This window comes from Mesorhizobium sp. M1006 (assembly GCF_040318825.1).
Lineage (GTDB): Bacteria > Pseudomonadota > Alphaproteobacteria > Rhizobiales > Rhizobiaceae > Mesorhizobium.
On sequence record NZ_JAMYMZ010000086.1, the window covers coordinates 1 to 13,215 of the forward strand.

Annotated in this window: 10 protein-coding genes; 3 read left to right on the top strand and 7 right to left on the bottom strand. The window is 59.9% G+C overall.

What is annotated here, in order from left to right; all coding sequences use genetic code 11:
- Nucleotides 1-896: 896 nt before the first annotated feature.
- From NKH60_RS33605 to NKH60_RS33635, 7 genes are all read right to left on the bottom strand, one after another.
- Nucleotides 897-1,445: a hypothetical protein gene (locus NKH60_RS33605; protein ID WP_352874933.1), complete on the bottom strand. Its 549-nt coding sequence runs from the start codon at nt 1,443-1,445 to the stop codon at nt 897-899.
- Entirely contained in the window at nt 1,442-2,164 is a 723-nt protein-coding gene (locus tag NKH60_RS33610; RefSeq protein WP_352874934.1) for a caspase family protein, read from the bottom strand. The genes NKH60_RS33605 and NKH60_RS33610 overlap by 4 nt, the downstream gene beginning before the upstream one ends.
- Nucleotides 2,165-2,173: 9 nt before the next feature.
- Complete coding sequence (locus NKH60_RS33615) at nt 2,174-2,536, bottom strand: hypothetical protein (protein WP_352874935.1); 363 nt, start codon at nt 2,534-2,536, stop codon at nt 2,174-2,176.
- Nucleotides 2,537-2,965: 429 nt separating this feature from the next.
- Nucleotides 2,966-4,966 (bottom strand): DNA/RNA non-specific endonuclease, encoded by a 2,001-nt coding sequence (locus tag NKH60_RS33620; protein ID WP_352874936.1) that lies wholly within the window; start codon nt 4,964-4,966, stop codon nt 2,966-2,968.
- Between the two features lie 11 nt (nt 4,967-4,977).
- Nucleotides 4,978-6,564, bottom strand: a complete 1,587-nt coding sequence (locus NKH60_RS33625; protein WP_352874937.1) for a hypothetical protein — start codon at nt 6,562-6,564, stop codon at nt 4,978-4,980.
- A complete protein-coding gene (locus NKH60_RS33630) occupies nt 6,551-7,594 on the bottom strand; it encodes a caspase family protein (RefSeq protein ID WP_352874938.1) in 1,044 nt (347 codons plus the stop codon). The genes NKH60_RS33625 and NKH60_RS33630 overlap by 14 nt, the downstream gene beginning before the upstream one ends.
- 419 nt (nt 7,595-8,013) lie before the next feature.
- Entirely contained in the window at nt 8,014-9,330 is a 1,317-nt protein-coding gene (locus tag NKH60_RS33635) for a hypothetical protein (protein ID WP_352874939.1), read from the bottom strand.
- 758 nt (nt 9,331-10,088) lie between these two features.
- On the opposite strand from NKH60_RS33635, the gene NKH60_RS33640 reads away from it, so the two are divergent.
- The 3 genes from NKH60_RS33640 to NKH60_RS33650 all read left to right on the top strand — a co-directional run bounded on the left by NKH60_RS33640 (nt 10,089) and on the right by NKH60_RS33650 (nt 13,086).
- The gene (locus NKH60_RS33640) at nt 10,089-11,564 is read left to right on the top strand and encodes a tyrosinase family protein (protein ID WP_352874941.1); all 1,476 of its coding nucleotides are present in this window, start codon (nt 10,089-10,091) and stop codon (nt 11,562-11,564) included.
- Nucleotides 11,565-11,696: 132 nt separating this feature from the next.
- Nucleotides 11,697-12,728, top strand: coding sequence for a zinc metalloprotease (locus tag NKH60_RS33645; protein ID WP_352874942.1), 1,032 nt, complete (start codon nt 11,697-11,699; stop codon nt 12,726-12,728).
- 34 nt (nt 12,729-12,762) lie between these two features.
- Nucleotides 12,763-13,086 carry a hypothetical protein gene (locus NKH60_RS33650; protein WP_352874943.1) on the top strand — a complete coding sequence of 108 codons (324 nt, stop codon included), beginning with the start codon at nt 12,763-12,765 and terminating at the stop codon, nt 13,084-13,086.
- Nucleotides 13,087-13,215: the final 129 nt, after the last annotated feature.

Genomic DNA, 13,215 nt, shown 5'->3' on the forward strand with positions numbered 1-13,215 from the left:
GCCATTCGTCTGGAAAGCAGATCCCGATGAGATCATTGCAGCAGTCAAACGCGGGCACCAAGCGTTGGAATCAATCCACTAGTCTAAGTGCGGTCGCTTTTCGAACCAAGGCCGCACGGACGAAGTCGTCGGATCGGCCCGGCTCCATAAGCTCCGAGAAGGCCTGGCGAGCATTAGCTCCGTCGGTGACTGCTCCCGTCTCCAAGAGGAAGCGGATACCGAGCTGTCCGCTGACATCCGTTGGATCAAGGTGGAGATCTTCGAGCGTCAGAGCGGATTGCGTGGATTGCGATGTGCTGACGACGAATCTTCGGACGGAGGCGTCCCACGCAACTTTCCACGCTACACCAGGGCAATGTCTGACAGCTGACGCTCTCAACATAAGACCGGCCAAAGGGAATGCCATGGCTGATCGGGATACCAGCCCCAGCGGGCAGGGAGCCTGGGGAGCCGTGTCAGAGTTCCAAGGATCGAGGCTGCGGTCCACGGAGTCTCTCCCGGATTCTTAAGACGCCAGGCCAATTCCCTGCCGAGTGGCTCCGAAAGTGACGTCAGGGTTGCATAGTTTGCGATATCCTCGTCACCTACAAACCCTGGCCTCAGCACTCCTCGGACTAGCGCGTCGATCGACAGCACGCACCCCAGACGAAGCGCAGCATTGATGATATCCGCGTTTGTCGGGAGATTGCTCTCCGAGGAAAATCGAGCCTGCAGGTAACTGCCAAATGTTGGCGTGCAGATCCCGTACAGACCGTTGATCACGTCGGCGTGGTCACTCGCATCAAGTGCCACATTTCCCGCTGCTGAGGTCACTTCATCGAAGCTGCCACCAAGCCTCAACAGCGCCGCATAGCCAGCTCGTCGCACTTCCACGCGTTCATGGCGTAGGAGTTTTTTTAACCGCAATCGTCCCGTGTAGCAACGGTAGCGAATACCAGCGAAGCATTCAGCCTTTGTTCCGGAGATGCCGCTGGATCGTCTAGGATGGTCAATGTGATGCTGCGGGCCTCGCCGCTATTGCCTTGGTCGGCTCGCGCCGCGGCAACGTAGTCCCGACGGGCCAATCCTTCCAAGCGAGTGGCCAGCTTCTCACCCAACCCGCCCACGATCGGCAGGCTGGCAGCAGCCTGCGCTGTCAGCCGCTCAGGTCCATAGTCGGCAACCCATACGAGTTGCGGGTACCCCGGCAAGCTTAGCCGCGGGTGACCTTTCCGCACGACAATCGCGTTGCCGTCGACAGCGGCAAACTGAGTCGCATCCAGGACGCCATATGCGGCGATGACCGCGAACGCCAACGCCGCGCCCAAGGCAATTATGGTCTGCCTGATGCGGCGCCTGACGTATTCGGGAGAGAACCTTGCCGTTCGGAACTCAATGGCCTGCAGCGACTGACGGCGATGGACAAAGAGCAGCGGATCTTTCGTGGATGCGGTGATCCAAGTCATCTCCTGGGTCTCTTGAATCCTGGGTGCAGGGCGGTGCTTTCGGCGACGGCGCTGTCGAGAGCTTTCACCAGGTCCGCAAAATAAATAGCGCCTGTTCCATCTCCCGCTACGATTTCACCCTTCAATATCTTGACGAGCGCAGACGAGAAATGCGTCCCGCGACCGTCAGCCCTCTCCCATGATTGCTGGCCCGGCCGGGTTGAGGCCAAAAGCACTCGGTAACCTCCCCTGGGAAGATTCCGAAAGACAGCCGGGGCTCGATCGGCAGCCGAGCCGCCCTCGCCACAGTCTACCACGAAAAAGATACCGTCGGCTCTAGAACCGAACAATATGGCTTGCAGGTCTCTTCCGCTCAGTGCCGTCTCCGCCAGCCGGTCTTTCTCCGCATCCGACGTCAGAAGATAGAAGTCGTCTCCATCGTCGAGCCCGTGACCAGCGAAGTAAAAGAATAGGCTGGCCCCCTCCGGCAGTCCGGCAACAATCGAGCGCAGAGACTTAATGACGGCATCTCGAACGGCGGCTGGGCCCGCAAGCAACTCAACCTGTTCAGATGGAATCGCGCAGCCGGCCCCGTCCGATAGGGCCAGCGCGACGGTCTCAGCGTCGTGAGAAGGCGAGAGAAGAGCCGGGAGCCAGTCGTGTTTGACCCCGTTCGCTCCAACAACGACCGCGTATCGGCTGCGCGAAAAGCTTGAAGCCTTGGCGGACCGGCTGGACATCGGGCTGGATTAGAACCAGGAACTCAGGAAGCTCCGTTGGGGCGAAACCTGATCAGGCGCCGGCCCCCGTGGACCACCACGTGCGATGGCACTTTGTGGGCCCGCACCGCCTCCGAGAACGCTCGTCGCGCCGGCCGCCGAAGTGTAGACAAGACAGCCATTGATAAGTCCGATGAAATACTCAACTGGTGGTGGATTGCCGGTCAAGTAAACACCGGCGAGCACGACGACTTCTGCAACGGCTAATGCCAGCCATTTTGGGCTGAAATTCAGCGCTGACTGAAGGGCATTCGATACCATGAACGTAGCACCCGTCGCCCCACTGAGCGTCAACATGCTTTGGATAGTAAAAAAGTCTTTTGGGACTTCCATGACAACCCCCGATGGTTTTGTCGGAAAACGACAGCACAACGGATATCTATTAACATGCAAATATCAAGCAGCGCGAGTGGGTTTGCCGGCGCCCTCTCTGCAGGCGGAGTAATATTTGGTTCTGCAATCCATTGGACATTGGATGGCGCAAACTCGGCGGGACCGAACACCGCGGCCGGACGCACCACTAAGAATAACCAATCGTTGGCTACTGTTGGGGAGAGATCGAGCGAGGGTGCTGAGCGGCGGTGCAATTACTCTCGATCGGGGATCCGCAGGTGGTCGTCAGAAGCATTGAATACCGCCTCAATCGCGCCAAGCCGTCCACTATATCTCGCACCAGGTGGTGCCGAGAACGTTCAGGAGCATGGATAGAACCTGGCCCGCAATATCCGGGTCGCCGGTACCTCTATCTAGCGCCTGTCCCGCCTAGTCCACGAGCGGCAAGAGGCCAGCTGCGGTGACCGTCGAATTAATCCAATCGCGGAATCGGTCGGGCCGCACATAGATGCCGCCATCGCCACAATTCATCGTTGCCGCACGGGTCGCCCGGCTGGTCAGCCCAGCGAGCTTGAACACCCCGCCCACCGAGACATAGGCCGGCCCGCCGCTATCGCCATTGCAGCTGTCCTTGCCGAGCATCTTGCGCCCGGCGACAAACTCGTAATCGGGGTTGAACCCTAGCATCGCCGGCAATCCGCCCAGCGCCTCGCCTGGCGTTGGCGCCATAATCGCCGGTAGATCGATCGTCACCCGGCGCTTGGTGCCAAGCCCGAGCGGCCGCATCGGATCGTTGTAGCCGAAGCCAACGATCTCGAACGCCGCTGCTGCGCCGATTTCGGCCGGCGTCGCAAATGGCGCTGGCGGCACCAACGCCGGTGCGTCAAGGATCACCACCGTAATGTCATTCTCGTTGCGCGGATGCGCGCTGTAGTTCGGATGCACGGTGACCCGCCGGACGGACACGACCCGCGCGTCGGCGCTGAGCTGGGGAAGCACCATCGTTCCCCCCACCATTATCCGGCTGATCGCGCCGCCGCAGTGCGCCGCAGTCAGCACCACCTGCGGCGCGACGAGTACCCCGGTGCAGCCCCAGCTCGGGGTACCGATGCAGACACAATGAAGAAAGGCACCCGGCGGTACCAGCCCGCCGCCAATGACACGCGAATTCTCGCGCGCACTCGCCGGCAGGCGCTCGCCACGGGCCACTTGGCCCTGCTCGGCGACGCTGCGGGAGAAGGCGCGGACTTGGTCGCGCAACGCCGGAGGCGCTGCGTCCACCATCGCTGCAACATGCGGGTCCTCCGCCGCATCGTCGTCAGCAACCACGCTGCGGGGTCCACCGACCGTGCGTGGTGCGCGTGCCGCCGGTCTGTCCGCCTGCATCGCAACGCTGTCCACGAGCCGCGCCATGTCTGCGCTTAGCGCCGCGATCGCCGCCTCGGCATCAAATGCCTTGTGGCCGCAGCACCTCGCCTGAGATGGTTCCGCGGCGGTGCTACGCGTCCTGCTTGCTTCGCGCGCCGCCCTCAACCCGCGCGCACGCCGCTCATTGCCCGACCATTTGATGTCGCTCGCCACCTCGACCGTCGGCCAGACGTCCCCGTCCGTGACGCTCCGCGTCCGCACCTGATCAGCGGCAAGTTCGTCGACCTCTTTCAGCACCCCGAAATCAAGACCGGTCCACGCTTCGATTGCTGCCATCGTCACCTGATGGACCTTGAGATCGAGCAGCCGCCGTCCGTGCAGGTCGTTCCACGCCTCGCTCTGCTTGATCGCAAAGGCGATCGCCGAAAGATCGTCGCCGCCCGCCTCGGCATCGCGCAGCACGATGACCTTCCAGAACGCCGCCGGCAGTTGAGCCGCGCGCGACACTGACCGCAACTCCGGCGGCAACTCGGCCAGGGTCGGGTCGCTGTCGGTGAAGACCGGCCCCGTGAACACGCAGAGTCGGTACGACAAGTCTGTCGCTCGTTCGAGCACCCAGTCCTCGATTGCCCTCCACTCATCCTGATTGAAGTTTTTGTGCTGTGGACTCGCGTTGCTATAGAAATAGGTCGCTTTGTTGGCCGCTCGCGCTTCGGCCACCGTCCCCCACAATACGTCCTCGCGGCGCACCAGATGGCCCTTGTCGATCTGGTTGTGATCGTAGGTCTCGCGGCCGAGTTGATCCTCGCCCAACCGTTCGTCCATCATCCACGTCAAACCGCCGCCGATCTGCACCTTGTGCGCCGCGTCGATGTTGTTGGCGGTCAGCATGGCGGTGCGCCGGTCACGATCCATCACCAGCGAATAGTGGGTATAGTCAAAGACTTGCCCGCTCCCAACAGCCCGTGCTCGTGCCCCCTCGCTCAGCGTTGGCATCGGCACGCGGAAGCCATCCCCAAGGAAGCCGGGATCATAGGGGATGATCAGTTCTGGACGCGCCATGGCTCGATGCCTCAAAGCTTGATGTTGAAGTCCAACGCTTGGGCTTCCAGCTTGCGTGCCAGGCTGCCGACCGCCCGCTCGACCGTCGTCGGCGGCAAGCCCAACGCGCTGCACATCGTCATCAGGTCGACGGCGCTCGACCGCTTTTTGCTCTCATGCGTCTCCATCCAAGTCGCAACGCTGGCGAAGCGATCCTGCTGCTGCTCGTTGGCCGCGACCGGATAGAGCAACCTTGCCACCGCTGCCTCAGCCGGGGTGATGTGCAGTTCATCCTCCCACTCCAATCCCTCGAACCCGGTCCCCGACGAACTCCTCGCATCGCGGAACCACCCGCGCAACTCGGGGTGCGCCAGCCCAGCCGTAATCATCTCACTCGCCGTCGTGAACTCTTCCGCCACCTTCACTTCAGCCGGCGGCGCCATAGTCGTCGGTGCGCGTCGCTCCGAACGCGGCTGGACTGGCGCCACCACCTTGAGTGGCGCGGCGGTCCATGCCATCCACAGGCTCGACGACCACAGTCGGGAGGCTATGAGCTCGCTGAGCGACCCCGCCGGGATCAATTCAGGCCGTACCCGGGCAGCATCGAGCAGCGCGCCCCAACTCGCCGCGAGGAGCGGAGGGAACGGCACCGGAGGCTCATCTCCGATCGGCTGGCTGGTTCGCATCCGGAAGCGCAGCCTTAGCGCCGCAACGTCCGGATGCCTCACGGCCTCGCCGCCGGTCAGGTCGGCGAGCTTGTCCAGCAGCCGTTTCTGGAACGGCAGGTCATCGTCGTGCCCGCGATCGCACAGATGAGCGGCGAAGATTCCGAGCATCGGGTTCAGGGCCTTGTCGTCGGCCAGATTGTCGACCAGTTGCTCAATATCTGGCCCATAGAGCGCCCGACCGGAGCCCAGCGCCGCCAGCGCCGCCTCCTCGAAACCGGTGAGCGTCGCGTCCATCGCACCGGGCATGTCGAGGGGCAGCAGCCGTACCCGCAGCCGCTCAAGGTCGATGCTCATCTCCCCGGTAGAGCACAACGGCGCAACGATCTCGATCCGATAACCAGGGCAGACCGTCAGCGGTAGCTCGAACGGCTGGCGCTCGCCGGGGTCGCTGAGTCGCAGCCGCCAGTGCCCTGGCGCCACGGCGAAACGCCAGTTGCGCCACTCCCCGGGTACCAGGTTGGCGGCGACCGGCGCGTCAAAGTTTGCTCCGGTCAGCGTCGCGGTAATTTTTGGTGTCGTCGCGATGTCGGCCAACCCATGGGTCGTCCCGGTGAACGACACCACCACCGTGGCGTTGTCGTGCGGTTGGGGCAACGTTTCGGGCATCATCTCGAGCGTCGCTTCCCGGCCGTGTGACCGCGCAACTTGCACCACCGTTACCTCGCCGGCTTCGGGGGCGGCGATCACGTGCTGGCGCTCCCAGCCGTCGCCCTCCCTAAAGCCGACCTCATAGAGTCCTGGCGCAACATCCACGGTGATGCTGCCGGTATTTGAGGCCAACGCCACCGGCTCGAAGCGGGCGTCAAGCAGACGTATCTCGGTGAATGGCTCGACGCTCTGCACCTTGAGCGTTACCCGCTTTTGCGTTAGCGCAGCACTAGATGGCGACATCCATTCCTCCCTCGCGGACCGACACTGCTTGCGACCCGGTGATCAGCCCTGCTGCATCGATTCCGTCGAATAGCCATAGCCCCGGCTTCAGCATCACTGTTGCGGGCGCGGTTTGCGCCTGCCTGACGACACCGAAGTCGATGCCATCGCGCACTTGAAAGCGCGCCGCACCGTTGCGCAGCGAGACGTTGACCGGCACGCCACGAGGCGTCCCGAACACCATCGGCGTCGGCGCGCCAGGCTCGCCATCGTCGAACTCAATGCGCGGTCCGCCCGCCGCCGCCTCGATGAAGCGCTTCAGCGAGCTCGAGGTGATCCGTCCGGCGTCGTCAGATGCCGTCGTCAACCCGCGCAGCAGCGCATTGGTCAGCACCCCCTGCCAGCTCCCAGCCGCCCCCGGGTCAAGCGGGTCTGGCAACAGCTTCTCGGCGGCCGTCGCGTTCCACGACGCCGCATGGATATGCAGGAACGGCCGGCGCGGCGTCAGCGTAACGTCGCCGTAGAAGGGCAGGTTGCACAGGAGCTCGGCGGGTCCGGACACCTCGGCACAGGTGTCCATCACGAGCATGACCTCCTTGAACAGCCCGGTCAGCCGCATGCTATCCGCCGCCACCCCGCCGAGGAGCCCGCGGAGCAGGTTGGGGCGAGCATCGGCCATCACCAGAGCGCAGTCGCGGTGGTTCGGCGGCGGCCGCGACAGACCGTGCCCGGCGAGAAACAGATAGAGCCGCCGGCCCCCCAGCCAGCCGGTGTTGGCGCGATCGAAATAGGTGGCAAGAATGTCCTCGATCTGGTTTCGCACCGGTTCGGCCGGCGGCTGATGACCAGCCGAAACGACCAAGCTGATATTCGCGGGGTTGAGCCCGCCCATCGTCGGGTCGACCAGCCAGCGGCAGAACAGATTGCAGTCGTTGATCGCGCCCTGCAACGTGTTTATCCCGGCCACATAGTCGTTGATACCGACGACGAGCGCATGATCATCGGGATTGATGTGCGGTGGTGGGGTCGCTGGCAGCTGGACGAGCGGCATGCGGTCCTCTACTCAAGGCGTTCACACTGGAAGGTAGGAACTTCGCGACTATACGTAGGCTGGCTACAGCAATGCTGTTGGTATGATAACCCTCCTCTTGTAGTTGTGCTAGAGGGCGTTGTTAAGTTTGTTTCAGCTTTCGCCCCGTTCCATTTTACTCTCGGCGGTTGATATGAGTCCAGATAAACTTGGATGCCCGATGTCTAGTCGCTTCGATTCCCTAATCAGAAACAAGTGTTGCGAAGAGACGGACACGTCTCGTAAGGCTGCCGGTCAAGGGTGGAAGACGGCTGCTCACGAGATAGTTGAACCCCTTCACCACGTTTGAACTCCGGTCTTGCGGTGCAGCTCTCTGCCTTTGAGGCCACACTCAAAGGTCGCGCATTCGGTTTAGCCGCCTTCCCGCGGGGTCGATTCTGTTACTGCCGGGACGGCGGCATCGTTTCCAAGGAAAGCTTTCGCGCACCGTCTTCGATCGGCACGCTACACATTGGCCGATTGTAGAATCCGCTGGTGCGACAAACATTGGGTGTCGTGCCTCGTAGATCCCCGGCTTGGCATGCAACGCACATACGGAACACCGCCGCCTCTAGTTGGAGTGAATAATCGAGCGCTGAAACTGCCGGCTCGAAGGGCTGAAAAAGCTGCCCTCCCTTGATATTTTGGAACCAGGTGTCGATGTGCGCCTTGACCTTTGCGGGAACGGTCACTTCTGCCATGTTAAATCTGTTGTCGAGAATGCCAACCGAAGCACGAGGTGTTCGGGCTGACGCGTGGCAGGAAAGACAGGAGGAACGGATATTGTCGGCAGGCCCGTTGGCGCGGCCCATAAACCCCATCGTGAGTCTCTTGTCCCAACCGTAGGTCACTTTGTAGAGGTCGGAATTGATCCAACTTTCCTGCACCGACGTATCGTAGACCTTGGGATCATTACCCCACTGCAAGGAAACCGGTCCGAGATTGTCGAACAGCTTGTCACCTTTGGGTGGCCCTCTCCAGACGTAGGTGCCAAACACCCAATTGGTGTCCCTCGCTCTTGTATCCTTAACCGAGATGTCCACCTGAAGCAGTCGCAACGCGTGGCTGGATCGTTGATCAACCGGGCGAGATATGACTCCTGACCCAGGAACATCAATTAATGCATCAAATTCCGGAGCGTCTTTTAGGTAGGTGACCTCATCAGTGGAGGCGTCGGTGAACAAGAATTTGATGGAAACTGTATCTGCTGGAAACTTTAGCGCGACCGGTAGAGAGGGATTGCAGGGTTCAGCGAAGACATCCCCAAGGACGGCAGCTCCTGGCCGATTGTAGAAGCCTACAGCCCAGACCTGGTATCCATCTGCATTTGTCTCAGAAAGATCGCCGGGGTCAGGGCCCCGCTCTTTCGTGAGTCCCATAAGCGGCTCCCGCCCTGACGTCCCGTAGTCGAGCCATTCGGAAATCCACCAGGATTCTTGGCCGGTGCCGACCAGCTTGCGACCCGAAATATGGAACGACGTTCTTGCATCTATCAGAACGGCATTCATGTACTCGATGGGCTGGGTAGCGAAGTCGACGAGCTCCCAAGGTTGCTTGTCACGCGGGTTGGGATACTCCTTCGGGTAGTCCGTTCTCCAGTCGGCGGGAACGACTCCGTTCATCTTCAAAGTGCTTGCGGAGAAGTTTTGACACGTTTCCGCCCGAGCGGATGCACAGGTCACAACTGCGATGGTGAAGGCAAGCGCTACTGATTTCATCTCTGGCCCCATAATTTTGCGATCAACATTCCGGTTCGACAATATGACAGCTTGTGCAGATACATACTAGTACATCTGAACTGGTACACCTCGAAGAGTTCTGACGACCACTGAGATACTTCCTTGAACCAACGCGCGATTGGCGAAAGCGCTCTACAAACTGCCGCAACGGCGGAACCTACCCCGGTGTCAACTCGTGTGTTCTTGGACACCTCCAATCCATGAGCACAGTCAGCGACGGCGACCATTTTCAATTGCGGCCGCTTATGTCTTGTGCAACACTATATCAAAGTAATTTTGGATTTCGCACCTTTGCGGACGACCGCAGCTGATTACGTTGCGGCGCGGTTCTATTGGACTCTGTTCACCGGTAAATGAGCCGCAAGAATCTCTCGTAATAGTTCGAGACTCGTCGCGGGCGATGCGAATATGCACTAGTGCGAAGTGGGACATCTTGGCGCCGGGCTAGGTGGCTCCGGCGAAATGGCCAGGAGCACGACGTGGGCGATATGGATTGGGCCTGTGACCGCCATTGGTAGATCTGCTGCACGACATTGCCCGGACGCAGTTTAATGCAGTGGTGGACGGCATCCACCGGTATGCGGAAAATGCGACGTTCCATTGTTCGCGTGCGACCTGCTGACGGAGTTGCTAACTCGCCACCCGAGTCTTTCCGCATTCTGGATACAGAGCTCTCTGCAGCGACCGTGTGCTCTCAATTCGTGACGTAGCAAGCCTGACCCCGAAGGGAGATAGCCATGAACAAGGTGCCACTTGAAGAACTGCCGGTGAAACAGCCTACCTATATGGCAGACATTCGGCACTTCTTCGAGCCGGTCGACATCGAGCATATGGCACCAAAGGGCTATGACCTAAGCACTTATGCAGGTGTCAAGAGGCACGCGCTTGCCATCTATACTCATACGTCACCGCCCAATGCCGATATGCCCCCCGAGCCGGACCGCAAATGGAATCCAGCACGCTCAGAGACCTTTAGGAATTGGATACTCGCTGGCTACCCAGTCGGAGTTGCGCTTGCGCCAGGGCGGCCCGCTCAACTGAGAACCGCGGCCGCGGGTCGCATCCGGAGAAATGTTGCGGACCTCAGTAAAGCGGAGATAGCTGCGCTCAAAACTGCGTTCAGTTCGATAGTTGCGAAGGATCCGTCAGACCCGAACAGCTTCTATGCAATCTCGTCCATTCACGGGTTGCCCCAAAGCTATTGCCTGCATCATGAAAATAAATACAATCCATGGCACCGCGTATATTTAAAAGTTCTCGAAGATGCATTGCGCGCAGTCCCAGGCTGCCAAGATGTGACATTACCTTACTGGGACATTCGAACCCCGATACCAAATCTACTGAAAAAATCTCCGTTCGACAGCTATGTCGTCCCGGTCGAACTTCGAAATCCCTATGGCTCGGAGTACAAGACTCAGCGGTATGACCAAGCGACCATAGACGCAAACCTGCTAAAGTATGATGTCCGCAAGTATATCGATTCGGCGCTCGCACAATCGCGATGGGGTGCCTTCGGCGTCAACGGCTTCCAGGAGGCAAGCATCGCAGCGCACGATGGCGGCCACACGTCGATTGGGCCAACCATGGCTGACCAAAACGTCTCCTCGTACGACCCGATCTTCTGGTTCTTCCATTGTAATCTTGATCGTATATGGTTGAAATGGCAAAGGAATGTCGGTGGTACGACCCTTGCAGGATTCAAGTCGACGCTGTCTGGCAGCACGGACTGGCTATCAGGACCACTCAGCGTGCTCGAGCCATTTTTGTCGACACCCGACCAGACGATAGACTTTGCGGACGTCACCTATGAGGAGCCGGCGATGGTCGAGTCCACCGTAGCTTTCGAGAATATGGTCGGCAGCATCGAAGCGACGCGTGCGTTTAAGATTCGGCGCTCACCGGAAATGTCGATCACAGTCAAGAACATCGATAGGCTGAATATCCCGGGCACTTTTGTTGTGGTCCTTCTTGCCGACGGCGAGCCCGTCGCACATCGGGCATTTTTCCAACCCAACCCGCCACGTGAGTGCGCTACTTGTCGCAAGCTCGGGCTCGTCAGCATTAATTTCCGCGTGGAACAGGATCGGGTTTTCGATCGAAAGCTCTCGATTGCAATCGAGCTACCGGGCCAGGAGAGCATGGGTGCGCGTTTTCCGGTCTCAGGGGCAGGCAATCCCACCATCAACGCGCGGCTACTGCTCGAGGACGCATAGCGGCGCCGCATAGACGAGCCCCGGGGGCAAGAGACATCGGATAGTCGCGAGCGGAAGGAGAGAGACTATGGCACGGAAGCCAGTTACGGGACGTTCTAAAAGTGCGGGACCTCATAAAGGACCTGTGCGGTAATGCCGCACCACTACTTTTTGGCTGAGACTGACCCAGTCTATCGGGACAATCGGCGGATCATCGAGGCAACCACGAGGACCGCGCGGCTCGCGACGCGCACCAGCGTCATTCGCATTCCTGTTGTGGTGCACGTCCTTTTCCATACCGACGAGGAAAATATCGAAATGAGCCAGATCGAAAGCCAGATCGCTGCGCTCAATCGCGACTTCCGCATGCAGAATCTGGATCGGGACCAGATCCCGGTTCCGTTCCGCGTATTTGCCACCGATACGCTCATTGAGTTCGGGCTCGCCGTGCGTGACCCAGAAGGCAATGCGACCACCGGTGTCACCAGAACGCGAACTTCAAAAGCCGTCTTTCCGTATGACCCCAGCGACCTGCTGGCAACAAAGAAGCTGGACGACATGATCAAGTTCGGCGGTTTCGGCAAAGCCGCTTGGCCCCGTGATTCTTATCTGAACCTATGGACCTGCAGCCTTGGCGCCGGTCTCCTTGGATATGCTCAGTTTCCCGGCGGGGCCTTTGCCACTGACGGAGTTGTTATTCTGAACAAGGCATTCGGATCAAGCGGCACCGCCGCGCCGCCATACAATCTTGGCAGAACCGCCGTCCATGAAGTCGGCCACTGGTTGAACCTGCTGCACATCTGGGGAGACGATGAGGACCGGTGCAGCACATCCGACAATGTGGACGACACACCTAACCAGGCTGGTTCGAACGGTTCGGATGTCCGGATATCCAGTTTTCCGCACGTCACCTGCAACAACGGGCCGAATGGCGACATGTTCATGAATTACATGGATTACGTTGATGATGATACCATGTTCATGTTCACGGCCGGCCAGTTGAAGCGCATGAACGCGACCCTGGCCGGGCCGCGGGCGTCATTGTCTCAGTCCATGGGTTTGACTCCAGTGGACACACCGGCGCTCGCAGCCATCGCCTTGGCGGCTCCGTTTGCGCGGTCGATCCTTGGTGATGAGCGAGGTGAACATCCTATCCGGGAGTTCGATGGAATTGGGTGGGTCTAAAACGTCCAATCACGTTAAGGCCAGAGGCGCCCCCATGGCTCAATCCATCGACGTCAACCTGCTACACGGGCGATGGATCCGCGCCCGCGAAGAGGATACCGCCACGGAACAGGTCTATCGGCCGGCCGGCTTCCCGCTTCCTCCTTCGCGGGGGCGCTCCGGCTTGCAATTCAATGAAGATGGAACGTTTGAGCGGATCGGAATCGGCTCGACGGATATCTCCAATGTGAAAGAGGGGGCATGGCAGATTGATCGCTCTAATGCGGCTTGCGTCCGCGTCGAAGTAGACGGCGAACCACAACTGCTCGAGATCAAGGATCTCAAGCACGACCGCATGACGATCAAGCGTCCGACTTAGTTCCCGGCCGGGAGCTATGGCCGGACTACTCAGATTTCCAGATTTCTAGTGGATTGATCGAGACAAAAGAGTCCGATGTTGGATTCCCATCGGTTTTCGCATGTGCGACGATCGTGCATGCGCACCGGT